Here is a 24290-nt window from a genome sequence, read left to right as displayed (position 1 = left end):
GGCAGGTCAGGCGAACCAAGGCAGCTATGCGATTAACGATGCGGCGGTAGCGGGTAAAACCGGACCTGAGACTAAAGTCTTCTCAGTCGGTAAAGCGGGAGACGAACGTCAAATCCAACATGTCGCGCCGGGTGTGATTAGCGCAAGTTCAACGGATGCGGTGAACGGTAGCCAGTTGTATGCGACCAACCAAGAAATCAACAAAGGTTGGAATATCCAAGCAGAGCAAGTGGACGGTACGAACGGTGTTGTGGAAGGCGGTAGCTTGGCAAATGTGAAAATGGGCGACACGGTAAAAGTGAAAGCGGGTCAAAATATTCACATGAAACAAAGCGGAGCCGCGCTGGAAGTGGCAACGATCGATACACCGACATTTACGTCAGTACAGGTAGGCGGAAGTGCCGGACCGTTAATCGGTGCAACGGAAGACGGTGACGTGAGAGTCTCCATGTCTGATGGTAAATCCGCAGCCCGGCTAACCAACGTCGCGGCGGGCAAAGCGCCGACGGATGCAGTGAATGTAGGGCAGTTGCAAGAAGGGTTGGGCCAAGTCCATAACCGTGTATCTCAATTGGATAAACGTGTTCGCGGAATTGGTGCAAACTCAGCGGCAGCGTCATCATTACCGCAAGCTTACCTTCCGGGTAAATCTATGGTTGCGGCGGCTGGCGGTACTTATAGCGGTGCTTCTGCAATTGCTATCGGTTACTCACGTACCAGTGACAACGGTAAGCTGATTCTTAAAGCTACGGGTACGGCAAATAGTGCCGGTCACTACTCAGGTGGTGTTGGTGTAGGTTATCAATGGTAATTTGTCCAAAATGATAAAAGTGCGATCTTCGGGTCGCATTTTTTATTTTTACAGTAACAAGCGGTCAGTTTGGCGTTGTATTTTGCAATTTGAAAAAATGAAAGGTTCGGCTAACGCAAGTGAGCCGAACCTTTTACTGTTTGTATGTTGTATGAATGATTTTATGTCATCTGAATTATTTCACGGTAATCGGTGAGCCTTTGGTAAAGGTTAATGATTTTGCCGCATTAATAACACCGATAGGAGCTTTAGTATCTAATAATATTTGATGGACTTGTTGCGGAATTTGAGCCATTGGGATTGAAATATCCGTTTTTATAGTGGTGTTGGCTTTTAATGCCGGTGTAAACGTCAATGGAAGCTCTTGTGTGAATAGCACTTGCTGATGAAATGTGAAAGCACTGATCCATTCTGCGGATTTAATTTCTTTTTTACCTCTATTTTCCAATTCGTAAGTAAATGTTGCGAAAGTTTGTCCGGTATTGTCTTTAGTGATATTACGTGCAACCAGTTTAATACCGAACGCTTTGTTGAAATTATTTAGGCTTTGATCCGCTTTTGAGGTATTTTTTTTCTGTGTTGTTTTATTGCTTTGAGCTTGTTTCGTATTGGCTTGTTTTGTTGATGCCGGTTTTGTATTAGGTTCCGCATAGACCATTGCGGGCGCTAATAACGAAGAAATAAGTACTAGGGATGTTAAGGTTTTCATGTCAGTTGTCTCCATATAAAAATGCACGAAATCGGGTGTATTATTCCATATAACGGGGTATTAGAAAAGAAAACGAGAGAGGATTTACATTAGTAAAAGCGGATAGGAAATCCTATCCGCTTTGTTTTAATTAGATAATGATGTTGGCAATCGCTATGCCGACACAGCAAGCGACGATGACGCCGATTAGCCCCGGCATCATAAAGCTATGGTTAAAGTAGTATTTGCCGATTTTCGTCGTTCCGGTTACGTCAAAGTTGACGGTTGCAATATCTGACGGATAGTTAGGAATGAAGAAGTAAGCGTAAGTCGCCGGCATTAAACCGACTAACAACGGTGCAGGTAAACCTAAACCGATACCGACCGGTAACATCATGACGGCAGTTGCCGCTTGGCTGTTAATGACCACGGAGACGGCAAAGAGTGCGAGCGCAAAGGTCCATGGGTAGGTTTCAACCATTTCGGTGATACCGGCTTTGAATTGTGGCATCGCATATTGGAAGTAGGTGTCACTCATCCATGCAATACCGAAAATCGCAATTGCCGCAACCATTCCCGATTTAAATACGACACCATTCGGTACGGTTTGCGGGTTGGTTTTGGTCGCAAGTAAGATAATACCACCGAAGCAGAGCATCATCATTTGGATAATGAGCGACATGGAAATCGGTTTGACTTTATCCCCCGTGCTGACAGTACGGATTTCAGGGAACATTGCAATAACGACGATCACAATTAAGGAAAGCAAGAAAAGCAATACCGCTTTTTTCGCTGCAGCCGGAAGCTCCTCATTTAAGGTCGTACTGGTAGTGCTGAGAATGCGTTCACGCCAAATCGGATCTTGTAAACGACGTTGATATTCACGATCATCTTGCAATTCTTTACCGCGACGTAAGCTGTAAAGTGAAAGCGCAATGGTACCTGCTAAGGTTGCCGGCACGGTGACACCGATAATATTCAATAGGCTAACGTGCTCGAACCCCGGTAACTGAGTAATTTGCGCAAGATAGAATACGACCGCCGCAGATAACGGACTTGAGGTAATTGCCAGCTGAGATGCAACGGAGGCTGCCGCCATCGGACGTTCCGGACGAATATTATTTTTTAATGCGACATCTGCGATGATCGGCATAACTGAATACACCGAGTGACCCGTACCCAACATAAAGGTCATCACATAAGTCACTAACGGACCTAACAAGGTAACCCGTTTCGGGTTTTTACGTAGAATACGTTCTGCAATTTGCAACATATATTTTAAACCGCCGGCAGCTTCCAAAATGGACGCACAGGTTACAACGGCTAAAATAATCAACATTACATCGATAGGCGCTTTGCCTGGAGGCATTCGAAGAATGAATACTTCAACGGCGAGACCGATACCTGAAACCACGCCTAAACCAATACCGCCGTATCGGCTACCGGCGTATAGGAAAGCTAATAATAGCAAAAACTCAAAATAGAGCATAAAGACCTCTTAATAATGTTAAAGATGAGATGTAAATTTTACCGTTTTACTTTCGTTATAGAAAGGTCGGAGTTTTATTTAAATCAACTTTTATTAAAATCTGAAGCCATTTTTTGTTAAAAAACGGAAATTTAATCATTTTCCTGTTTTGAAAAGTAGCTAAAAGTAGCTAAATATGTGATCTGGATTACAAAAATAACATGTTTCAATACAAATTTCTTTTTTTGCTAAATCGTTTTAGTTAGAATGCAAACGTTTGTTTTTTTAATCACACATCTATAGGGGTCATTATGAACTTTCCTCAAATCGCCCAACAAGTCATTGATAAACTTGGTGGTAAAGATAACATCACGGCGGCAGCTCACTGTGCAACGCGTTTACGTATGGTTGTGAAAGACGAATCGTTAATTGACAAAGAAGGCATCGAGAATATCGAGGGCGTGAAAGGTCAGTTTTCCGTTGCAGGTCAATACCAAATTATTTTTGGTTCGGGCACGGTCAATAAAGTCCATGCCGAATTAACCAAAAGTCTTGGTATCGGTGACATGAGTACGGCGGAAGTAGCAAGTGCAGGCGCGGAAAAACAAGGTTTCTTACAAAGTATCGTCAAAGGTTTGGCGGATATTTTCGTACCGATTATCCCGGCAATCGTGGCGGGCGGTTTGTTAATGGGTATTCACTCCATGCTCACTGCAAAAGGCTTCTTTGCGGAAGGCTTAAATGTGGTGGATATGTATCCGGGTATTGCGGATTTAGTCGACTTAATGAACACCTTCGCCAACGCACCGTTCGTTTTCTTACCGGTATTGTTAGGTTTCTCTGCAACCCGTAAATTCGGTGGTAACCCATTCTTAGGGGCTGCACTTGGTATGTTATTAGTTCACCCTGCATTAGCGGACGGTTGGAACTACGCATTAACCCTTGCCAGCGGCAAAATCCAATACTGGAACATATTCGGTTTGGAAATTGAAAAAGTCGGCTACCAAGGCACCGTTATCCCGACCTTAGTGTCTGCATGGGTCTTGGCAACGTTAGAGAAATCGTTCCGTAAAGTCGTTCCGTCATTCTTAGATAACTTAATTACCCCGTTATTCTCACTCTTTATTGCCGGTTTCTTAGCGTTCACTATCATTGGTCCATTAGGTCGTGAAGCCGGTTCATTAATCTCTGCCGGTTTAACGTGGTTATATGATACGTTAGGTTTCGTCGGCGGTGCGATTTTCGGTACTTTCTATGCACCAATCGTTATCACCGGTATGCACCAAACCTTTATTGCGGTGGAAACCCAATTATTAGCGGATATGGCAAACACTGGCGGTACCTTTATCTTCCCAATCGCAGCAATGTCTAACATCGCACAAGGTGCGGCGTGTTTAGGTGCGGCATTTGTGATGAAAGACGTCAAAGTTCGCGGTATCGCGGTACCGTCAGGTATCTCTGCGTTATTAGGTATTACGGAACCGGCAATGTTCGGTGTGAACTTACGCTACCGTTATCCGTTTATCGCCGCCATGATTGCGTCCGGTACGGCAAGTGCATTCATCGCCCTCTTTAATGTTAAAGCTATCGCGTTAGGGGCGGCAGGTTTACCGGGTATTCCGTCCATTAAACCTGAAAGCTTAGGCATGTACTGTGTCGGTATGGCAATTTCAGCGTCAATCGCCTTCGTCGTCACCGTCATTCTCGGCAAACGCGCTCAGGCAAAAGCTTAATTACTCATCAGGTAATCGGAGAGCCCTAGATTTATTCTAGGGTTTTCTGTTTACAAGCGGTGCGTTTTGCGTCATATTTTGCAAAAACGCCGTTAGCTTTTGTGAAAGGAAACAGAATGTCTTTAGATCTTTCAGAGATTCGCCAGCGAATTACTCAAATTGATCGTAATTTGTTGAAATTATTGTCCGAGCGCCATCATTTGGCGTTTGATGTCGTACGCAGCAAGGAGATCAGTAAAAAACCGTTACGTGATATTGAACGCGAAAAGCAGTTACTGCAAGAGTTGGTCAATTATGCACAGGCAGAGAATTATCGGCTGGATCCGCAATATATTACGCAGATTTTTCAACGGATTATTGAAGATTCGGTACTCACTCAACAAAACTATTTACAAGATAAGCTCAATGCGTTGGCGGACAAACCGATTTCCGTTGCTTTTTTAGGCATGCGGGGCTCGTATTCCCATTTGGCTTCCCGACAATTTATGAAACACCGTCAGGAGTCGTTGATTGAATTGAGTTGCGATTCGTTTGAAGCCGTGTTCGATAAGGTGAAAAACGGTGAAGCGGATTACGGCGTGTTGCCACTTGAAAATACGACATCGGGTTCGATTAATGAGGTTTACGATTTGCTGCAACATACCGATTTGGCATTGGTCGGCGAATTGGCTTATGCCATCAGGCACTGCGTATTAGCCGTCGGTGCGGTGAATTTGGACGAAGTGGATACGATTTACACCCATCCGCAGCCGGCACAGCAGTGCAGCCATTTTCTTCAACATCTGGATAAAGTGCATATCAAATATTGCGAAAGCAGTTCGCATGCCATGCAGCTGGTGGCGCGTCTGAACAGCCCGAATTGCGTGGCGTTGGGCAATGAAGACGGTGGTAAGTTGTACGGTTTGGACGTAATCAAAACCGACATTGCCAATCAAGAAAACAACATTACCCGTTTTATTGTTGTTGCCAAAGAACCGGTCAAGGTTTCGCCACAGGTGCAAACCAAAACCCTGTTACTCATGACGACAACTCAACAAGCCGGAGCCTTGGTGGACGCATTGATGGTGTTTAAGCAACATGGTATCCGTATGCTGAAGCTGGAATCCCGTCCGATCTACGGTAAACCTTGGGAAGAGATGTTTTATGTGGAATTGGATGCCAACATTCACTCCGACAATACGCAAAAAGCGTTAACTGAATTGGAAAAAGTCACCAGCTATCTGAAAGTATTGGGATGTTATCCGAGTGAAATTATCGAACCGGTGAAATTATAAGCCGATTTATTGAATGTAATTTAAAGGGGCGTAGGAATACGCCTCTACGTATTTTATCCCCATGAAAACCAATCCTGCATTTCGTCGTGTAAAAAACAAAAATACGAAGCCCGTTCTTTCCTTCGAGCAAACGGTCATTATTATGTTGAATAAGCCTTATGATGTGCTCAGTCAGTTTACCGATGAAGGGGGGCGTCAAACGCTCAAAGCATTTGTGCCGATTGCCAATGTTTACCCCGTCGGTCGTTTGGATCGGGATAGCGAAGGGCTGTTGCTCTTAACAAATAACGGCGACATTCAGCACCGTTTGGCAAACCCGAAATTTGATAAGGCAAAAACGTACTGGGTGCAGGTAGAAGGGGAACCTCACGAAAAAGATTTGGACAAATTACGTAACGGCGTGGTATTGAAGGATGGTTTAACCAAACCCGCCAAGGTAAGAAAAATCAGCGATCCGCAGTTACATTGGGCTTCGGCGCCGAAAATTCGTGAGCGTAAACAGATTCCGACGTCATGGATTGAGATGGTGATTGCGGAAGGTAAAAACCGTCAAGTCCGTCGAATGACGGCGCATATCGGTTTCCCGACACTCCGTTTAATCCGTGTCGGACTGGAAACGTTTGATTTGAACGGCTTGGACGCCGGTGAATATCGGGTTTTAGATGAACGGGAAAAAGGCATGTTGTATCGGCGTCTGGGCTTAAAAAGGGAATGAACAAGCGGTCGTTTCGTTTGATTTTTTTGCAAATGAAGTGAAAGATTTTTTTGTTCAAAAAGAGTAAACTAACCGAAATTTTATTTGAATGAGGACAGCAATATGGCAATTTTAGTGACCGGCGGAGCCGGCTATATCGGTTCACATACCGTTGTGGAATTATTAAACCAAAACAAAGAGATTGTGGTGCTGGATAACCTGTGCAATTCATCGGAAGTCTCCCTTGAACGTGTGAAAAAGATCACGGGCAAATCCGTGAAGTTTTATCAAGGCGATGTGTTGGAGCGCGACATCCTACGCAAAATCTTTGCGGAAAATCAGATTGAATCGGTTATTCACTTTGCCGGTCTCAAAGCCGTCGGCGAAAGTGTCAGACAGCCTTTACGCTATTATCAAAATAATGTGACGGGTTCAATTGTATTGGTTGAAGAAATGCTGAAAGCGGGAGTAAATACGATCGTCTTCAGCTCGACGGCAACGGTATACGGCGTGCCTGAAGTGGTGCCGGTCACGGAGGCTTGTCGTGTAGGCGATACCACCAGCCCTTACGCCACGTCAAAATATATGGTTGAGCGTGTGCTTGCCGATACGGTTGTCGCCCATCCGCAGTTCAGTGCGATTGTATTGCGCTATTTCAACCCGGTCGGTGCGCATGAAAGCGGCTTGATCGGTGAAGATCCGAACGGGATTCCGAACAATTTAATGCCGTTTATCAGCCAAGTGGCTGTCGGCAAATTACCGGAATTATCGGTATTCGGCAGCGACTACGATACTCATGACGGAACCGGCGTACGCGACTATATCCATGTCGTCGATTTGGCGCTCGGACACTTAAAAGCCTTGGACAAACACCAAAACCAAGCCGGGCTGCATATTTACAATTTGGGAACGGGGATCGGCTATTCCGTGTTAGATATGGTGAAAGCCTTTGAAAAAGCGAATGCATTGACGATTGCTTATAAATTGGTAGACCGTCGTCCGGGCGATATCGATTCCTATTATTCCAATCCGAAAAAAGCGTTAGACGAACTGGGTTGGAAAACCGAGCGCGATTTGAATCAAATGATGAAAGATACCTGGAATTGGCAGAAAAATAATCCGAACGGCTATAAAGGGGGATAAATGTCGGAAACCGTGATAAAGCCGAGTGTATGGCAACAATTATTTAATAAAAAAGTATTGCAGTGCTTTTTAACCGGCTTTACCTCCGGTTTACCGCTCTATTTTATTGTCCAGTTAGTGCCGGCGTGGTTGCGTTCCGAGCAGATCGATTTAAAAACGATCGGTTTTTTTACACTGATCGGTTTTCCCTATACGTGGAAATTTTTGATTTCTCCGTTACTCGACCGCTATTATCCGAATTTTTTAGGTCGCCGTCGTAGCTGGATGTTTATCACTCAAGTGTGTTTAATCGGTTTACTGACCGCATTTGCGTTTCTTCAACCGAAAGAGCATATCGGCACGATTGCCGTGATTGCGGCATTCGTGGCGGTTTTTTCTTCGTTACAGGATATTGTGGTCGATGCTTATCGTCGAGAGTTGCTCAGTGATGAAGAACTCGGTATCGGGAATGCCACTCATGTGAATGCCTATCGTATTGCGGGGTTGATTCCGGGCGGTGTGTCGTTGATATTGTCCGATTATTATTCGTGGGAAACCGTATTTATCTTTACCTCGTTATTCATGATACCGGGGATTCTGCTCAGCCTGTTGTTTAAAGAACCTAAAGTTGATTATACGGTGGAACACCTTTCGTTTAATCAAGCCTTTGTCGCGCCGTTCAAAGAATTTTTAGGACGTAAAGGCGTAAAAGAAAGCTTGGCGATCCTACTCTTTATTTTCCTATATAAATTCGGTGATTCTTTTGCGGCAACCTTGCAAACCACCTTTGTATTGGATATGGGATTCAGCCGTACGGATCTCGGTACGGCAGTGAAAGTTAACGGGCTAATCGCTGTATTAATATCAGGTACCATCGGTGGTTTGATGTTGCCTAAACTCGGGTTGAATAAAGCGCTGTGGATTTTCGGCTTCATTCAAGTGATTACCACGGCGGGTTTTGCTTGGCTGGCATCTTACGGTAAATTCGAGGTGATCGGCGGTTATGAACGTTTTGCCTTATCATTGGTGATTATTATGGAAAATGTCGGGGTCGGTTTGGGAACGGCATGTTTCTTATCGTATATTTCCTTACAAACGAATCCGTTGTATACGGCAACGCAATTTGCCATTTTTACCAGCCTTGCGGCGGTACCGAGCAAAATTTTGGGAGCAACGGCGGGAATTTGGGCGCAAACTTACGGTTACGAAGTCTTTTATTGGATTTGCGTCGCGGCGGGTATTCCGGGGATGTTGATGCTATTGAAAGTTGCCCCTTGGCATCAAAAGCAGACGATTTAACGATTAAAAATAAAAAAGCTAGGTCGGTCAAACCTAGCTTTTTTTGTTACAAGTGATGTACGACCATCGGTTTTCCTTGGTAAGTCAGTACTTCGGCATCCAAATGAAAGATGGTATTCAGATTTTCTCGAGTGATAATCTCTTCCGGTGTACCTATCATCAGAATTTGACCGTTTTTCATCGCCACAATCGTATCGGCGTAAGCCGCCGCCATGTTAACATCATGCACGACCATTACCGTAGTGAGTTTCAGCTCATCGGTTAGCTTACGTAATAAACGCATTAATTCTCGAGCATGAAACATATCCAAGTTATTTAATGGTTCATCCAATAAAATATGTCCGGTTTGTTGACAAAAAGTCATGGCGATTAATGCTCGTTGCCGTTGACCACCGGATAATTCGCTTAAGTAACGTTCGGCAAACGGATGCAGTTCAAAACGTGCCAATGCTTCATTGACGATGCGTTCATCTTCCGGACGAATTCTGCCTTGATGATGAGGATAGCGTCCGAATATCAGTAAATCTTTCACGGTAATACGACTGTGAATGGTATTGTCTTGGGTCAATATGGCTAAATGTCGAGCAATAGTACGTGATGCCGTTTGGGCAATATCCATATCATTTAAATGAATCTCTCCTTGCTGTATGTTTTGCAGACGCGCAATCAAAGAGAGTAATGTCGATTTGCCCGCACCGTTTGCCCCGATGAGCGCCGTAATTCCCCCGTTCGGAATGATCAGATTGATGTCGTTTAAAATAGTTTCATGACCGATTTTATGAGAAAGGTGTTTAATCGTTATCATCTTTTGATTTTCCTTAGGATTAAATAGATAAATACCATACCGCCGATAAATTCGACCACGACACTGAGTACGCCTTGCATTTTCATGACCTGTTCGAATATCACTTGCCCGAGAACCAAAGTCATTGCCGAAATCAGAAAGACCATTGGAATCCGTACAGCGTGATGGACTTTCGGGCTGACGGCATTGGTAATGGCGCAAACAAGCAAGCCTAAAAATAAGACAGGGCCGACCAATGCTGTGGATACGGAGACCAATACGGCGCAGCAAATCAAGAGTTGTTTGGAGAAACAGGCGTAATTTACCCCTAAACTCACGGCATAGTCTTTCCCTAGTAACAAAATATCAAGCTGATGACGCTGCCGCCAAATCCATATAAAACTAAGGAGTGCAACGGTCATACCGATATACAGTAATTCGATTTTAACCGTATTGAAATCGGCAAAAGACGAGGTTTGTACAATGGCAAACTCATCCGGATCGATCATCCGTTGCAATAAATTATTCAGATTACGAAACAGGACACCGAAAATTACGCCGACTAAAATCATGCGGGAAAGATCCGAACTGCCTTTCGTCAATGTCGCAAACAGCAATAATGCGCCGCCGAGCATCATCATTGTTTCAAATAAAAATTTTTGAACGGCATCTAACTGGGTAAATCCTAAGCCACCGATAAAGAAGACCAATGCGGTTTGAATCAACAGGTAAAGGTAATCAAAACCGAGAATGCTCGGTGTCAAAATCGGGTTGTGCGTTAAGGTTTGAAACAACAATGTCGACACACCGATGGTGTAGCCAATCACGATTAACATGAGCAGCTTTTTACCGCGAAACGGCAAGACGAAATCCCAATTCCCGTTGGCGTTATAAGTCATAAATAAGCCGCAAGCAATAATAAATAGTACGCTCAATAAGAGTAGGAGAGATTTAGTTCGCATGGCGTTTTCCTTTAAAAAGTAAGTAAAGGAAAATCAGCGTGCCGACAATGCCGAAAACGGTTGAAATCGGGATTTCGTAAGGGGCATTGATGACACGTCCGAGGATATCGCAAGTGAGGACGATATTTGCCCCTAATAACACAACGGACGGAAGATTTTGACGTAAGCGATCGCCTGCCAAGCGAGACACAATATTCGGTACTACCAAACCGATAAACGGGATTTGACCGACGGTCACTACCACTAAAGCGGTAATCATTGCCACAACGATTAAGGCTATCCAAGTCATTTGACGATAATTGATGCCCAAACCGGTGCTGATATTGCGACCAAGCCCGGTAATACTGAGCCGATCCGCCATAACATAGACGAGTACGGCGAATGCCGCCGTTAACCACAACAATTCATATCGTCCGGAAAGTACGCCGGAGAAATCCCCCGATGTCCAAATACTGAGCATTTGTAGGCTATTGGTTTCATACGCAATAAAAGTACCGATTGATTCAATGATATTACCGAATACGATGCCGACTAACGGCACTATCAGCTGCTGTTGCGGCGGTAAACGTTGTAGCAGCAACATAAATATGCCGATACCAATCAAGGCACTCAAAGCGGCAACGGACATTTTGACAAGCAAAGCGGAAGCGGGGAACAATAAGCTGACGAGTAAAATACCCACGCCGGCACTTTGCGTGGCGCCAATCAAGTTGGGATCGATAAAACGGTTTTTCAGCACGATTTGCAGCACCATACCTGCAACGGCAAGGGTTGCACCGACAAGGATCACGGCAAGGGTTCGCGGTAAACGGCTAACCAGTAAAAGCTGCAACTGTTCGGGGGAACTGAAAATGTCCGTCCAATGGAAGTCTGCCACGCCCGTTGCCATACTTAAAGGGCATAGAATGAGCAAAATAAGGATGTTGATACGATTCAGCGAAAGCATAGGCATACAGTGTACAAGCGGTCGGATTTGCAAAAAAATTTACCAATCCGACCGCTTGTATTTAGGTGAATTATTTTTTCTCAAAGGCTTGTTTGATTGCGGTTAAGTCCGTTTTAATTTGTTTCACACCGCCCGGCGCCAAGTACGAAGCGCTGCTTAAATAAACGATATTGCCGTTTTTCCACGCTTTGGTTTGGCGGATTAATTCGTTATCCAATACTTCTTTTGCCGTTTTACCTTCTTCACCGATAGCGGCGATACGATCCAACACAAACAGCCAATCCGGATTGAGTTTTTGAATATATTCAAAGCTAATCGGCTGTCCGTGGCCGGTGCCTTTCAACGAAGCGTCAGCCATTGGGATGCCTAAACTATTGTGGATCCAACTTAAACGATAACCGGAACCGAAGGCAGATACTTTTCCGCCGTTAACCAAAATGATTAAACCGTTACCTTTCCCTTTCACGGCAGCTTGGGTTGCTTTATAAAGCGTGCCGATTTCACCTTTCAATTTATCCGCTTCGGCTTGTTTGTCGAATAACTTGCCGAAACTGTCGATACGCTGTAAGCCGCTTTCAATTAATTTGTCGCCGTTATCCGTCATATCGATGGTTTTACCCAACGCGCTGACTTCATCGAATTTCTTTGCAGTACGGGTGCCGACGATAATTAAATCGGGTTTTAGTTCATTTAACGCTTCAAGATTCGGCTCGAATACCGTACCGACAATTTTCGCATTATCAAGGCTTGCTTTCGTATAAGGCAATACTTTTTCGACATCGGCAACACCGGCCATTTTCACGCCTAATGCATGAAGCGTATCGATACTGCCCGTATCAAAAACCGCAACTTTTGCCGGCGGTGCCGACAGCGTAACCTCACCGCGGGCGGTTGGAATCGTCACGTCTTTTGCAAGGGCGGAAGCGGCAAATGATGCAATGCAGGCGAGTGTTAAAAGTGATTTTTTCAGCATATTGAACCTCAAAATATATTTGATAATAATTCTCAAATTATTATCGAGATTTTCGCTGAGGTAAAGCGGAAAATGTCTTTTGAGTGAAATAAATTTATCCGCCTAAGCAACGATATGTCTTTCTTTTGTTTACCTTAAAGGAAATAAGCTTTCTGACAAGCGGTCGTTTACATAATAAAATTTGCAATTTTAGGCAGTAATCGGTAAGGTTACTGCCTCATTTCATTCTTTTTATTTTAAGAGGTTTTCCGATGAAAATTATTCTGTTAGGCGCACCGGGTGCGGGTAAAGGCACACAAGCTCAATTTATGATGAACAAATTCGGTATTCCGCAAATTTCAACGGGCGATATGTTCCGCGCGGCAATTAAAGAAGGCACAGAGCTGGGTAAGCAAGCTAAAGCATTAATGGACGAAGGTAAACTGGTTCCGGATGAATTGACCGTCGCATTAGTCAAAGACCGTATTGCGCAGCCGGATTGTGCGAACGGTTTCTTATTAGACGGCTTCCCGCGTACGATTCCGCAAGCGGACGCATTAAAAGAGGCGGGCGTGAAAATCGATTTCGTCTTGGAATTCGATGTGGCGGATGACGTCATTGTTGAGCGTATGAGCGGTCGTCGCGTTCATCAGCCGTCAGGTCGTACTTATCACGTTGTGTATAATCCGCCGAAAGTGGAAGGCAAAGATGATGTAACCGGTGAAGATTTAATCATTCGCCAAGATGATAAACCTGAAACGGTGTTAGAACGTTTGGCGATTTATCACAAACAAACCAAACCGCTTATCGCCTATTATACGGCGGAAGCCGAAGCGGGTAATACGCAATATCACCGCTTAGACGGCACACAGCCGGTAGAAGCCGTCAGTGCGGAATTAAATAAAATCTTAGGCTGATTTATTTGCAAAAAATAGCGCAAAACAGACCGCTTGTCACGTGACAAACGGTCTTTTTTTGTCCGCATTTTGCAATAAAATCGTTTGCGTTTCATGTTAGCTTAGGCTATATTCCGAGCCATTCGATTTTGGAGCCGCTATGAATTTTATTTTTAACCACCATCATCACCATTTACCTGAATAATCTTTCGGGCATTTGGCGTGTTCGGGAGACAGCTTCCGAGAGTGCATGGCTAAACCAATCACAATTTCTAACCCCTCGGAAGGCAACTTTCGAGGGGTTTTCGTTTTGTATTAACACTAAGGACACAACATGAAAAAATTAATGGCATTAACAACGGTTGCACTTTGTTTAGGTGCGAATAACGCTTATGCGGAAAGTAAAACCTTCACTTATTGTATTGAGGCGTCTCCCGCCTATTTAAACCCGCAAATCGGCACGGACGGCGCTACGTTGGATGTCGGGCAAGCGATTTATAATCGACTGGTCGATTTTGAAGCCGGTACAACCAATTTGGTTCCATCGTTGGCGGAACGTTGGGAAATCAGTGAAGACGGAAAAAGTTACATTTTTTATTTGCGTAAAGGCGTGAAATTCCATGCGAATAAAGCGTTTACGCCAAGCCGTGAGTTTAATGCCGATGACGTGCTGTTTTCGATTAATCGCCAATTGGATCCGAATAACCCTTATTACAAAGTCTCCGGCGGTAATTATGAATTTTTCCTTGGCATGGATATGCAAAATATCATCGATAAAGTGGAAAAACTTGACGATTACCGTGTGAAAATCAGTTTAAAACAGCCGAATGCGCCGTTTTTAGCCAATTTAGCCATGGATTTTGCCGCGATTTTTTCTGCGGAATATGCTGATGCGATGTTAAAAGCGGGGACGCCTGAAAAAGTGGATACCGCACCGATTGGTACGGGCGCTTTCCAATTCCATTCTTATCAAAAGGATGCCAATGTCCGTTTTACCTCTTTTGAGGAGTATTGGCAAGGTAAAGCGAAAATTGATCGCTTGGTCTTTACCGTAACGCCGGACGCGACGGTGCGCTTGGCTAAATTGCAAAATAACGAATGCCAAGCGATGCCTTATCCGAATCCGGCGGACATTAAAGCGTTGCAAACCGATCCGAATATCAATGTCCTTGAAAAAGCGGGAATGAATATCGGCTACATCACTTTAAACCAACGTAAAGCACCGTTTGATAATCAAAAAGTGCGCCAAGCGCTCAATTATGCCGTCAATAAATCCACTATTTTAGAATCTGTTTATCAAGGTGCGGGCATGGTAGCTAAAAATCCGATGCCGCCGACAATTTGGGGTTATAACAATGACATTAAAGATGACGACTATAATCCTGAAAAAGCCAAAGCATTATTAAAAGAAGCGGGCTTTGAAAACGGCTTTGAAACGGAACTGTGGGCGATGCCGGTGGCGCGACCTTATAATCCGAATGCGCGTCGTATGGCGGAAATGATCCAAGCGGATTGGGAAAAAGTCGGGGTGAAAACGAAGATCGTCAGCTATGAATGGGGAGAATACCTTAAACGCATGGGTGATGGGGAGCATACGACAGGTATGATGGGCTGGACCGGCGACAATGGCGATCCGGATAACTTTTTAAACACTTTATTAAGCTGTAATGCGGTAAAACAGGGTTCAAATTATGCGGGATTCTGTAATCCGGAATACGATAAATTGGTTACGCAAGCCGCTCAAATCAGTGATAAGGCTAAACGCACCGAGTTGTACCGCCAAGCGCAACAAATCGCTAAAGAGCAGGCGGTGTGGTTGCCGATCGCTCACTCTACGGTCTATTTCCCGGTTCGTAAAGAAGTCACGGGTTATGTGCAAAGCCCGTTTATGTCACATAATTTTTATTCGGTGGAGCTAAAATAGCTTAACGCGACAAAGAGATAAGCATACGGCATATGTGATGTCGATCACATATGCTGATAAATTTGCAAAAATTACATGAAAACAGACCGCTTGCATTAAAAAAATTATTGCAGTTCATAAAAAAACTTGTATATTCAAAATCCTCTAGCGGTAGAGAATTAACATTTTAATAACAATTCATCACACAAACATAAAATGGAGTGAAAATGAAAAAACTAGCGCAACTTTCCCTGATCTCATTAGCAATCGTATCCGGCTCTGCGATGGCGGCTCCGAAAACTTTTGTTTATTGTTTAGAGGCTTCACCTTCTTACTTTAGCCCGGTATTAGGTACGGATGGAGCGACCTTAGACTCAAGCGGTCGTACCATTTTTAATAAATTAACCGATTTTAAAGAAGGCGAAACAACGGTGATTCCTTCATTAGCAGAAAAATGGGATGTATCTGCCGATGGCAAAACTTACACTTTCCATCTACGTAAAGGCGTAAAATTCCATACAACCAAAGAGTTCAAACCAAGCCGTGATTTCAATGCCGATGATGTTGTGTTCTCCTTTAATCGTCAGTTAGATCCGAATCACCCGTATCACAAAGTGTCAGGCGGCAATTATGAGTACTTTATCGGCATGGATATGCAAAATATCATTGATAAAGTTGAAAAAGTGGATGATTACACCGTTAAAATCAGCTTAAAAGCACCAAATGCTCCGTTCTTAGCCAACTTAGCCATGGATTTTGCAGCAATTTATTCGGCTGAATATGCCGATAAAATGTTAGCGGCGAAAACCCCTGAAAAATTGGATAATAATCCTGTCGGTACCGGTCCGTTCCAATTTGTGGATTACCAAAAAGACTCCACCGTTCGTTATAAAGCGTTTGAAGATTACTGGGCGGGTAAAGCGAAAATTGACCGTTTAGTGTTCTCGATTACGCCGGATGCGTCTGTACGTTTAGCGAAATTACAAAAAGGCGAATGCCATGCAATGCCTTATCCAAACCCGGCGGATATTGCAAAATTAAAAGCCGATCCTAATATCGAAGTGTTAGAGAAACCGGGCTTAAACGTAGGATATTTAGCGTTAAATAACACGAAAGCTCCATTAGATAACCAAAAAGTACGTCAAGCATTGAACCATGCGATTAATAAAGAAGCGATTATTCAATCTGTGTATCAAGGTTTCGGTCAAGTCGCGAAAAATCCATTACCACCAACAATGTGGAGTTATAACGACGATGTGAAAGATTACGAATACAGCCCTGAAAAAGCCAAAGCGTTGTTAAAAGAAGCCGGTTTTGAAAATGGTTTTGAAACGGAATTATGGGCAATGCCGGTGTCTCGTCCGTATAACCCGAATGCACGCCGTATGGCGGAAATTATCCAAGACGATTGGAAAAAAATCGGTGTGAATGCGAAAATCGTCAGCTACGAATGGGGTGAGTACTTAAAACGTTTACGCAACGGCGAAGCGGCAACTTCCATGATTGGTTGGACGGGCGACAACGGTGACCCGGACAACTTCTTAAACACCTTATTAAGCTGTTCTGCATTGGAAGCGGGCTCTAACTATGCGAAATTCTGTTACAAACCGTTTAACGATTTAGTGGTTCAAGCGGCTCAGGAAACGGATCAAGCAAAACGTACCGAGCTTTATAAACAAGCTCAGGTGATTTTCAAAGAGCAAGCACCGTGGGTTACTATCGCTCACTCAACAACGTACTTCCCAGTACGCAAAGAAGTGAAAGGTTATGTGGTTAGCCCGTTCGGTTTACATAACTTCTACCAAGTAGATTTAGCGAAATAGTTCCGGCTAATGCCTGTTTAGGCAATGTTGAAAGCGGTGAGATTTTGCAAAAGATTTGTAATATCTCACCGCTTGTAATTAAACATAGAGAATACTGAATGTTTCAATTTATTCTTAAACGTATTTTAATGGTTATCCCAACCTTTATTGCGATAACCTTGATTACCTTTGCTCTCGTGCATTTAATCCCGGGTGATCCGATTGAGATCCGAATGGGTGAGCGTGGTTTGACCCCCGAAGTTCACGCACAGATGATGGCACAACTCGGTCTAGATCTTCCTCTACACGAACAATATTTTAACTATATCAAGGGTGTGTTTCAGGGGGATTTAGGCAATTCGTTTCGTAATAATGAACCTGTGTTAAAAGAATTCTTTACGTTATTTCCCGCAACGGTGGAATTAGCGTTTTTTGCATTATTATGGTCGTTGATTGCCGGAATTTTGTTTGGCGTGATTGCTGCCGTGAAGAAAGAATCTTGGCTTTCTCACGCCATTTCCTCGATCTCTTTAACTGGCTACTCCATGCCGATTTTCTGGTGGGGCTTAATTTTAATTCTCTATGTTTCCACGCCGCTCGGTTTACCGGCATCAGGGCGTTTACCGGCAGAATATTGGATCGAAGCTGAAACTGGCTTTATGTTGATTGATACGTGGAATTCTGACGAACCGGGGGCATTTGTTGCGGCGATTAAATCGTTGATTTTACCTGCGATTGTTCTCGGTACTATTCCATTAGCCATTATTACCCGTATGACCCGTTCTTCGATGTTGGAAGTGTTAGGTGAAGATTATATCCGCACAGCCAAAGCGAAAGGGTTAAACACAACGCGTATTGTGATTATCCACGCCTTGCGTAATGCGTTAATTCCAGTGGTAACGGTGGTCGGTTTAATTGTGGGGCAACTATTATCAGGGGCAGTGTTAACCGAGAACATTTTCTCTTGGCCGGGGATCGGTAAATGGATTATTGATGCGATTAACTCGCGTGATTACCCTGTGCTACAAGGTTCGGTGCTGATTATTGCTACCTTGATTATTTTAGTGAATTTAACCGTAGATTTAATTTACGGCGTGGTTAATCCTCGGATTAGACATACTTAAAAGAGTATTCCCTTTTTTAAAGAAATGTAGGGGCGGACCGACGTGTCCGCCCGAAAACAACAAAATTATATGGGCGGACACACCGGTCCGCCCCTACGAATATTAGGAATAGATTTATTTGTTGGAGTAATAAATGTCTTCTCAAGTAGAAACAACCTCACCAGCCCCACTAACACCTTTACAAGAATTTTGGCTCTATTTCCGCCAAAATAAAGGGGCGGTGATTGGTTTAACTTTTATTGTGATTGTTGGGCTTGCCTGCATTTTTGCAGAGTTTGTCGCCCCTTTCGATCCTATTGTGCAAAACCGCAGTGCATTACTTTTGCCACCTGCGTGGTTTGAAGGCGGTAATTCTGCCTATTTACTCGGCACGGACGACATTGGGCGTGATATTCTTTCTCGTATTATTTATGGAGCAAGATTATCGATTTTTATCGGTCTGTTGATCGTAGTGATGTCCTGTATTCTTGGGGTTATTTTAGGTCTGTTAGCAGGTTATTACGGCGGCACTATTGATATTGTGATTATGCGTTTTGTCGATATTATGCTTGCAATTCCAAGCCTATTATTAACCATTGGTGTTGTTACAATTCTTGGACCTTCGCTACTGAATGCGGCGATTGCAATTGCTGTGGTGTCTATTCCAAGCTATGTGCGTTTAACCCGTGCTTCTGTGTTAAGTGAAAAAAATCGTGATTATGTGACCGCTTCCCGTGTTGCTGGAGCTGGCGTATGGCGTTTGATGTTTATTGTGATTTTGCCAAACTGTTTAGCACCACTGATTGTTCAGATGACAATGGGGATTTCTAATGCGATTTTAGAGCTTGCTGCACTTGGCTTCTTGGGTATCGGAGCGCAACCACCGACACCGGAACTCGGCACAATGCTTGCCGAATCTCGTGGCTTTATGCAATCGGCAAACTGGTTGGTGACAATCCCAGGTTTAGCGATTTTATCTCTCGTGCTTGCCTTTAACTTAATGGGTGACGGCTTACGTGATGCACTTGATCCAAAATTAAAACAGTAAGGGGAACGAAATGGCATTATTAAAAGTAGATGAACTTTCCGTTCACTTTGGCGATAAAAAAGCCCCGTTTAGAGCGGTGGATCGAGTAAGTTATGAAGTCAATGAAGGCGAAGTGTTAGGCATTGTGGGCGAGTCAGGTTCCGGTAAATCGGTCAGTTCCCTTGCAATTATGGGGTTAATTGATTTCCCTGGGCGTGTAATGGCAAATTCGTTACGTTTCAACGGACATAATCTGCTTGATTTAAAACCAAAAGAGAAGCAGAAAATTGTCGGTGCTGATGTGGCGATGATTTTCCAAGATGCAATGACAAGCCTGAACCCAAGTTACACTGTGGGTTATCAAATTATGGAAGCCTTGAAAGTTCACCAAGGCGGTTCAAAAGCGTGGCGAAAAGAGCGTGCGATTGAATTATTGACGATGGTCGGTATTCCTGACCCAACCTCTCGTTTAGAGGTCTATCCGCACCAACTTTCAGGCGGTATGAGCCAACGTGTGATGATCGCAATGGCGATTGCTTGTAACCCGAAATTATTGATTGCTGACGAGCCGACAACGGCGTTAGATGTGACTATTCAAGCGCAAATTATTGATTTATTGCTTGAGTTGCAACGCAAAGAAAATATGGCGTTGATTTTGATTACCCACGATTTAGCCTTAGTCGCCGAGTCGGCTCACCGCATTATCGTGATGTATGCAGGGCAAGTGGTGGAAGAAGGCAAATCTGAACAGATTTTCAAATCACCGCTTCACCCTTATACCCAAGCGTTATTAAAAGCGTTGCCTGAGTTTGCGGAAGGTAAATCTCGCTTGCAGTCACTACCGGGTGTCGTACCGGGTAAATATGACCGTCCGCAAGGTTGCTTGCTCAACCCACGCTGTCCGTATGCAACGGATTTATGCCGACAAAAAGAGCCGGAACTACGCACGGTAAACGGCAGACAAGTGAAATGCCATACGCCGTTGAATGAAAGCGGATTGCCTGTTTCAATTTAAGATTATTGCTGGCGCGAGTGTCTCACTCGTGCCTTTCTACTCAATTTGGCACGAGTGAGACACTCGCGCCAGCGGTAGAAAAGGATAGAAAAAATGCAAAATATTAATCAAAACCCACCGCTTCTCAATGCGGTGGATCTCAAAAAATACTACCCTGTAAAAAAGGGAATGTTTAGCAAGCCGAAACTGGTAAAAGCGGTGGACGGCGTTTCTTTTACCCTTGAGCGTGGCAAAACCCTTGCTGTGGTGGGCGAATCGGGCTGTGGCAAATCAACCTTAGGGCGTATGCTGACAATGATCGAACCACCAACAGAAGGGGAATTGTTCTACAACGGACAAAATTTCTTAGTCAGCGATGCGGAAACAGAGAAATTACGCCGTAAAAAAATTCAGATCGTCTTCCAAAACCCTTATGCGTCGCTGAATCCACGTAAAAAAGTCGGGGCAATTTTAGAAGAACCTCTGCTTATTAATACCGGATTATCCGCACAAGAGCGTAAAGCTCAAGTGTTAGAAATGATGGCAAAAGTGGGGTTAAAACCTGAATTTTACGACCGCTATCCGCATATGTTCTCAGGCGGACAACGTCAACGTATTGCGATTGCTCGTGGTTTAATGTTGAAACCTGATATTGTGGTGGCAGATGAACCTGTGTCAGCCCTTGACGTATCCGTTCGTGCGCAAGTATTAAACTTGATGATGGATTTACAAGAAGAACTTGGGCTGTCCTATGTATTTATCTCTCACGATTTATCGGTGGTAGAACATATTGCCGATGAAGTGATGGTAATGTATTTAGGGCGTTGTGTAGAACAAGGCAACACCAAAGCGATCTTCGGCAACCCACGCCACCCTTACACCCAAGCCTTGCTATCAGCCACACCACGTTTGGAAGTGGAACATCGCCGTGAGCGGATTAAACTCACGGGCGAATTACCAAGTCCGCTTAATCCGCCGAAAGGCTGTGCGTTCCACGCCCGTTGCCGTTTGGCGACAGAGCGTTGTCAACAAGAACGCCCTGAGCTAAAAACCTATGAAAACGGCACGAAGATAGCTTGTTTTATGGTGGAATAATTCCCTTTGGATAAGAGACAAGCGGTCTGATTCGGCAACAATTTTGCAAATCGGATCGCTTTTTTATTTGGTGAGTAATCCGGCGATGGCAAGTGATTTTCGCTCGATTTCCGCCCATTCGGATTTCGCCGTCGACTCTTCAACGATCCCGGCTCCGGCATAGACCGTAATGCGGTTTTGTTCAATTAATGCAGAACGTAACGTGACGCAAAATTCGGCGGATTGCGGTGTGAAGTAACCTAATGTTCCGGCGTACCACTCGCGTTCGAACGGCTCATGCTGCCGAATGAATTGTTTGGCGATAGAACGCGGCAAACCGGCTACGGCGGCAGTCGGATGAATTCGGGCAAGGCAATCGGCATCCGTGACTTGCGGTGCCAAAACGGTCTGAATTTTACGGCGTAAGTGCTGTACATTATGCAGCCGTTTGATTTCGGCATCGCCGACCGTAATATCTTCGGCACAATCGGCAAGATGACTGCTAATATCATCGACCACTAATAAATTTTCATAGATATTTTTATGATCACTCAATAACCATAAGGCATTGCGTTCGGTCTCCGCCAAGTTATCGCTGACGGCAACCGTACCCGCTAAGGCTTCGGTATGAAATTGCCGATCCTGGCGTAAATAGAGCCGTTCCGGGCTGGAACCGATAAACGTGGATTGACCGTCTTCAGACCATAAAAAATGGTAGCAACCGAGGTTTTTCCGTTGGCTTGCCGAAAGCAAATCATAAGCGGAAATCGGGTTTTCAGCGGTAAAAGTTGTCGCATTGGCAAGCACCACTTTATTCAGCCGTTGTTGTGAAATCCACGTGACGGCTTGTTCGATATTTTTTTCCCAGTGGTTGAAGTCGCTTGCAGTGTGTTCGCTGAGGATCGGATTGTCCGTATCGGCTAAGGTGGAGATGCGATCCAACCCTTGGATAAGCCGGCGGCAGATGTCGTATTCCTGCACAAAATCGTCGGCATCAAGGTAAAGACAAGCGGTCAGTTTCTCTGCATTTTTTGCAAAGAGACAGCGGGGCAGGATAAAGCGACATTGCCCTTCAAATTGCAAGCCGCCGATGAGCTGAAAATTTGACTGTAGGCTGAATTGTTGAGCCTCGTCCAATTGATCGAATCGACGAACGTTTCCGATAGCGGCAAAAGTGAGCGCCGTATCGCGGCTCTGCCAAAAAAAATGCGGAAAGACTTCTTGCCCTTTTAACCATCCCAAAAGCACCTGCGATTCAACGGATGCGTTTATTTCGGCTTGAAGTCGTATCAAACCGCTTGGACGGGTAAGTTGCTGTAATTGTTGGTAAAGCTGATTTGCTAAGTCACTAAAAAGAGGCATTTGTAAAAATTTCGAATAATCAGACCGCTTGTAGAAAAAAACAAATGCATTTTATCTCATTTCCTCTTTTTTTTCCTAAAAAATCGGAGTAGAGTGAAGCATTTTTCTGCTTTAACGACTTAGTCTTTTAGGATAAATATAATGGAACGCTTTGCAAAAACCGACAAATTGGCACATGTTCGCTATGATATTCGCGGACCGATTCATAAAGAGGCTCTTCGCCTTGAAGAAGAAGGACATAAAATTTTAAAACTCAACATTGGTAACCCAGCCCCTTTCGGCTTTGATGCGCCTGCGGAAATTTTGGTCGATGTGATTCGTAACTTACCGACTGCGCAAGGTTATTGTGACTCTAAAGGTTTATATTCGGCACGCAAAGCGATTGTGCAATATTACCAATTAAAAGGTATGCGTGATTTAGATGTCGGTGATGTTTACATCGGTAACGGGGTATCTGAATTAATCACCATGTCAATGCAAGCCTTATTAAATGATGGCGATGAAATTTTAATTCCTATGCCGGATTATCCGCTGTGGACAGCGGCGGCAACCCTTGCAGGCGGTAAAGCGGTTCACTATCTTTGCGATGAAGAAAACGAGTGGTTCCCGGATATTGAGGACATTAAATCGAAAATCACCCCGAAAACCAAAGCTATTTTAATCATTAACCCAAATAACCCGACAGGCGCAGTGTATAGCCGTCAAATCTTATTGGATATTGTGGCGGTGGCTCGTGAACATAATTTGATTATTTTCTCAGATGAAATTTATGAGAAGATCGTTTATGACGGTGCGGTACATCATCATCTTGCCCCTCTTGCCCCTGATCTTTTAACCGTCACTTATAACGGTTTATCAAAGGCATACCGTGTAGCAGGTTTCCGCCAAGGTTGGATGGTGTTAAACGGTCCGAAAAATCAGGCAAAAGGCTTTATTGAAGGCTTAGATATGCTTGCGTCAATGCGTTTATGTGCAAACACCCCGATGCAACACGCTATTCAAACAGCGTTAGGCGGTTATCAAAGCATTAACGAATTTATTTTACCGGGCGGTCGTTTGTTGGAACAACGCAACAAGGCTCACGAATTGCTCACCAAAATCCCTGGGATTAGCTGTGTGAAGCCAAAAGGGGCGATGTATATGTTCCCGAAAATTGATACGGAAATGTACGGTATCAAAGACGATCAGCAATTTGTTTACGATCTGCTTCAGCAGGAAAAAGTGTTGTTGGTGCAAGGCTCAGGCTTTAACTGGCATAAACCGGACCACTTCCGTGTGGTGACACTGCCGTATGTGGATCAACTGGAAGAAGCTATTGGTCGATTAGCGAAATTCTTGCAGAGTTATCGTCAGGATTAGTTTAAAACGTAACCGTAGGGGCGGACCGATGTGTCCG

General features: G+C 44.2%; 21 protein-coding genes and 1 other annotated feature. Of the genes, 14 read left to right on the top strand and 7 right to left on the bottom strand.

The genetic code is table 11. The features are described 5' to 3' along the window. A partial coding sequence (locus ACEYKX_RS05770; protein WP_373780641.1) for a YadA family autotransporter adhesin occupies nucleotides 1–811 on the top strand: 811 nt, incomplete at its 5' end. A gap of 175 nt (nucleotides 812–986) precedes the next feature. On the opposite strand, the gene ACEYKX_RS05765 is transcribed toward ACEYKX_RS05770, so the two are convergent. Continuing rightward, nucleotides 987–1520: a hypothetical protein gene (locus ACEYKX_RS05765; protein ID WP_373767378.1), complete on the bottom strand. Its 534-nt coding sequence runs from the start codon at nucleotides 1518–1520 to the stop codon at nucleotides 987–989. A gap of 130 nt (nucleotides 1521–1650) precedes the next feature. After that, nucleotides 1651–2988: an anaerobic C4-dicarboxylate transporter gene (locus ACEYKX_RS05760; RefSeq protein WP_373767377.1), complete on the bottom strand. Its 1338-nt coding sequence runs from the start codon at nucleotides 2986–2988 to the stop codon at nucleotides 1651–1653. A gap of 290 nt (nucleotides 2989–3278) precedes the next feature. On the opposite strand from ACEYKX_RS05760, the gene ACEYKX_RS05755 reads away from it, so the two are divergent. From ACEYKX_RS05755 to ACEYKX_RS05735, 5 genes are all read left to right on the top strand, one after another. After that, nucleotides 3279–4700: a sucrose-specific PTS transporter subunit IIBC gene (locus tag ACEYKX_RS05755; protein WP_373767376.1), complete on the top strand. Its 1422-nt coding sequence runs from the start codon at nucleotides 3279–3281 to the stop codon at nucleotides 4698–4700. Nucleotides 4701–4816: 116 nt separating this feature from the next. Continuing rightward, nucleotides 4817–5974: a chorismate mutase gene (locus ACEYKX_RS05750; RefSeq protein ID WP_373767375.1), complete on the top strand. Its 1158-nt coding sequence runs from the start codon at nucleotides 4817–4819 to the stop codon at nucleotides 5972–5974. A gap of 61 nt (nucleotides 5975–6035) precedes the next feature. Continuing rightward, nucleotides 6036–6689: a pseudouridine synthase gene (locus ACEYKX_RS05745; RefSeq protein ID WP_373767374.1), complete on the top strand. Its 654-nt coding sequence runs from the start codon at nucleotides 6036–6038 to the stop codon at nucleotides 6687–6689. A gap of 102 nt (nucleotides 6690–6791) precedes the next feature. Next, nucleotides 6792–7811 (top strand): UDP-glucose 4-epimerase GalE, encoded by a 1020-nt coding sequence (gene galE, locus ACEYKX_RS05740; protein ID WP_373767373.1) that lies wholly within the window; start codon nucleotides 6792–6794, stop codon nucleotides 7809–7811. Beyond that, nucleotides 7812–9089: an AmpG family muropeptide MFS transporter gene (locus tag ACEYKX_RS05735; RefSeq protein WP_373767372.1), complete on the top strand. Its 1278-nt coding sequence runs from the start codon at nucleotides 7812–7814 to the stop codon at nucleotides 9087–9089. Nucleotides 9090–9135: 46 nt separating this feature from the next. On the opposite strand, the gene ACEYKX_RS05730 is transcribed toward ACEYKX_RS05735, so the two are convergent. The 4 genes from ACEYKX_RS05730 to ACEYKX_RS05715 all read right to left on the bottom strand — a co-directional run bounded on the left by ACEYKX_RS05730 (nucleotide 9136) and on the right by ACEYKX_RS05715 (nucleotide 12754). After that, on the bottom strand, nucleotides 9136–9894 hold the full coding sequence (locus ACEYKX_RS05730; protein WP_373767371.1) for an ABC transporter ATP-binding protein: 759 nt from the start codon (nucleotides 9892–9894) through the stop codon (nucleotides 9136–9138). Further along, a complete protein-coding gene (locus ACEYKX_RS05725) occupies nucleotides 9891–10835 on the bottom strand; it encodes an iron chelate uptake ABC transporter family permease subunit (RefSeq protein ID WP_373767370.1) in 945 nt (314 codons plus the stop codon). The genes ACEYKX_RS05730 and ACEYKX_RS05725 overlap by 4 nt, the downstream gene beginning before the upstream one ends. Beyond that, a complete protein-coding gene (locus tag ACEYKX_RS05720; RefSeq protein ID WP_373767369.1) occupies nucleotides 10825–11787 on the bottom strand; it encodes an ABC transporter permease in 963 nt (320 codons plus the stop codon). Before ACEYKX_RS05720 ends, ACEYKX_RS05725 begins: the two co-directional genes overlap by 11 nt. Nucleotides 11788–11851: 64 nt before the next feature. Then, complete coding sequence (locus ACEYKX_RS05715; RefSeq protein WP_373767368.1) at nucleotides 11852–12754, bottom strand: siderophore ABC transporter substrate-binding protein; 903 nt, start codon at nucleotides 12752–12754, stop codon at nucleotides 11852–11854. Nucleotides 12755–13005: 251 nt separating this feature from the next. Between ACEYKX_RS05715 and adk the strand changes: the two genes are divergently transcribed. The 7 genes from adk to ACEYKX_RS05680 all read left to right on the top strand — a co-directional run bounded on the left by adk (nucleotide 13006) and on the right by ACEYKX_RS05680 (nucleotide 21553). Further along, a complete protein-coding gene (adk, locus tag ACEYKX_RS05710; RefSeq protein ID WP_373767367.1) occupies nucleotides 13006–13650 on the top strand; it encodes an adenylate kinase in 645 nt (214 codons plus the stop codon). Nucleotides 13651–13809: 159 nt separating this feature from the next. Then, nucleotides 13810–13938, top strand: a sequence feature (His leader region). A 25-nt stretch (nucleotides 13939–13963) separates the two neighbouring features. After that, the gene (locus ACEYKX_RS05705; protein WP_373767366.1) at nucleotides 13964–15553 is read left to right on the top strand and encodes an ABC transporter substrate-binding protein; all 1590 of its coding nucleotides are present in this window, start codon (nucleotides 13964–13966) and stop codon (nucleotides 15551–15553) included. A gap of 206 nt (nucleotides 15554–15759) precedes the next feature. Next, nucleotides 15760–17355 (top strand): ABC transporter substrate-binding protein, encoded by a 1596-nt coding sequence (locus tag ACEYKX_RS05700; RefSeq protein ID WP_373767365.1) that lies wholly within the window; start codon nucleotides 15760–15762, stop codon nucleotides 17353–17355. A 98-nt stretch (nucleotides 17356–17453) separates the two neighbouring features. After that, a complete protein-coding gene (locus ACEYKX_RS05695) occupies nucleotides 17454–18458 on the top strand; it encodes an ABC transporter permease subunit (RefSeq protein ID WP_373767364.1) in 1005 nt (334 codons plus the stop codon). Nucleotides 18459–18591: 133 nt separating this feature from the next. Then, nucleotides 18592–19485 (top strand): ABC transporter permease subunit, encoded by an 894-nt coding sequence (locus tag ACEYKX_RS05690; protein WP_162856180.1) that lies wholly within the window; start codon nucleotides 18592–18594, stop codon nucleotides 19483–19485. Nucleotides 19486–19495: 10 nt separating this feature from the next. After that, on the top strand, nucleotides 19496–20479 hold the full coding sequence (gene dppD, locus ACEYKX_RS05685; protein WP_373767363.1) for a dipeptide ABC transporter ATP-binding protein: 984 nt from the start codon (nucleotides 19496–19498) through the stop codon (nucleotides 20477–20479). A 93-nt stretch (nucleotides 20480–20572) separates the two neighbouring features. Continuing rightward, nucleotides 20573–21553 (top strand): peptide ABC transporter ATP-binding protein, encoded by a 981-nt coding sequence (locus tag ACEYKX_RS05680; protein WP_373767362.1) that lies wholly within the window; start codon nucleotides 20573–20575, stop codon nucleotides 21551–21553. A 63-nt stretch (nucleotides 21554–21616) separates the two neighbouring features. Here ACEYKX_RS05680 and ACEYKX_RS05675 read toward each other — a convergent pair whose 3' ends face one another. Next, nucleotides 21617–22894 carry an isochorismate synthase MenF gene (locus tag ACEYKX_RS05675; protein WP_373767361.1) on the bottom strand — a complete coding sequence of 426 codons (1278 nt, stop codon included), beginning with the start codon at nucleotides 22892–22894 and terminating at the stop codon, nucleotides 21617–21619. A gap of 141 nt (nucleotides 22895–23035) precedes the next feature. On the opposite strand from ACEYKX_RS05675, the gene ACEYKX_RS05670 reads away from it, so the two are divergent. Beyond that, on the top strand, nucleotides 23036–24253 hold the full coding sequence (locus ACEYKX_RS05670; protein WP_373767360.1) for a pyridoxal phosphate-dependent aminotransferase: 1218 nt from the start codon (nucleotides 23036–23038) through the stop codon (nucleotides 24251–24253). The last annotated feature ends 37 nt before the right edge of the window (nucleotides 24254–24290 follow it).

This window comes from Glaesserella sp., from assembly GCF_041817755.1.
Classification (GTDB): Bacteria; Pseudomonadota; Gammaproteobacteria; order Enterobacterales; family Pasteurellaceae; genus Glaesserella.
This window is presented reverse-complemented; position numbering and strand designations above follow the sequence as displayed.

Bases quoted from the DNA above. Each gene is read 5' to 3' on its own strand.
- ACEYKX_RS05765 (WP_373767378.1), bottom strand. From the start codon at position 1,520: ATGAAAACCTTAACATCCCTAGTACTTATTTCTTCGTTATTAGCGCCC.
- ACEYKX_RS05760 (WP_373767377.1), bottom strand. From the start codon at position 2,988: ATGCTCTATTTTGAGTTTTTGCTATTATTAGCTTTCCTATACGCCGGT.
- ACEYKX_RS05755 (WP_373767376.1), top strand. From the start codon at position 3,279: ATGAACTTTCCTCAAATCGCCCAACAAGTCATTGATAAACTTGGTGGT.
- ACEYKX_RS05750 (WP_373767375.1), top strand. From the start codon at position 4,817: ATGTCTTTAGATCTTTCAGAGATTCGCCAGCGAATTACTCAAATTGAT.
- ACEYKX_RS05745 (WP_373767374.1), top strand. From the start codon at position 6,036: ATGAAAACCAATCCTGCATTTCGTCGTGTAAAAAACAAAAATACGAAG.
- galE (WP_373767373.1), top strand. From the start codon at position 6,792: ATGGCAATTTTAGTGACCGGCGGAGCCGGCTATATCGGTTCACATACC.
- ACEYKX_RS05735 (WP_373767372.1), top strand. From the start codon at position 7,812: ATGTCGGAAACCGTGATAAAGCCGAGTGTATGGCAACAATTATTTAAT.
- ACEYKX_RS05730 (WP_373767371.1), bottom strand. From the start codon at position 9,894: ATGATAACGATTAAACACCTTTCTCATAAAATCGGTCATGAAACTATT.
- ACEYKX_RS05725 (WP_373767370.1), bottom strand. From the start codon at position 10,835: ATGCGAACTAAATCTCTCCTACTCTTATTGAGCGTACTATTTATTATT.
- ACEYKX_RS05720 (WP_373767369.1), bottom strand. From the start codon at position 11,787: ATGCCTATGCTTTCGCTGAATCGTATCAACATCCTTATTTTGCTCATT.
- ACEYKX_RS05715 (WP_373767368.1), bottom strand. From the start codon at position 12,754: ATGCTGAAAAAATCACTTTTAACACTCGCCTGCATTGCATCATTTGCC.
- adk (WP_373767367.1), top strand. From the start codon at position 13,006: ATGAAAATTATTCTGTTAGGCGCACCGGGTGCGGGTAAAGGCACACAA.
- ACEYKX_RS05705 (WP_373767366.1), top strand. From the start codon at position 13,964: ATGAAAAAATTAATGGCATTAACAACGGTTGCACTTTGTTTAGGTGCG.
- ACEYKX_RS05700 (WP_373767365.1), top strand. From the start codon at position 15,760: ATGAAAAAACTAGCGCAACTTTCCCTGATCTCATTAGCAATCGTATCC.
- ACEYKX_RS05695 (WP_373767364.1), top strand. From the start codon at position 17,454: ATGTTTCAATTTATTCTTAAACGTATTTTAATGGTTATCCCAACCTTT.
- ACEYKX_RS05690 (WP_162856180.1), top strand. From the start codon at position 18,592: ATGTCTTCTCAAGTAGAAACAACCTCACCAGCCCCACTAACACCTTTA.
- dppD (WP_373767363.1), top strand. From the start codon at position 19,496: ATGGCATTATTAAAAGTAGATGAACTTTCCGTTCACTTTGGCGATAAA.
- ACEYKX_RS05680 (WP_373767362.1), top strand. From the start codon at position 20,573: ATGCAAAATATTAATCAAAACCCACCGCTTCTCAATGCGGTGGATCTC.
- ACEYKX_RS05675 (WP_373767361.1), bottom strand. From the start codon at position 22,894: ATGCCTCTTTTTAGTGACTTAGCAAATCAGCTTTACCAACAATTACAG.
- ACEYKX_RS05670 (WP_373767360.1), top strand. From the start codon at position 23,036: ATGGAACGCTTTGCAAAAACCGACAAATTGGCACATGTTCGCTATGAT.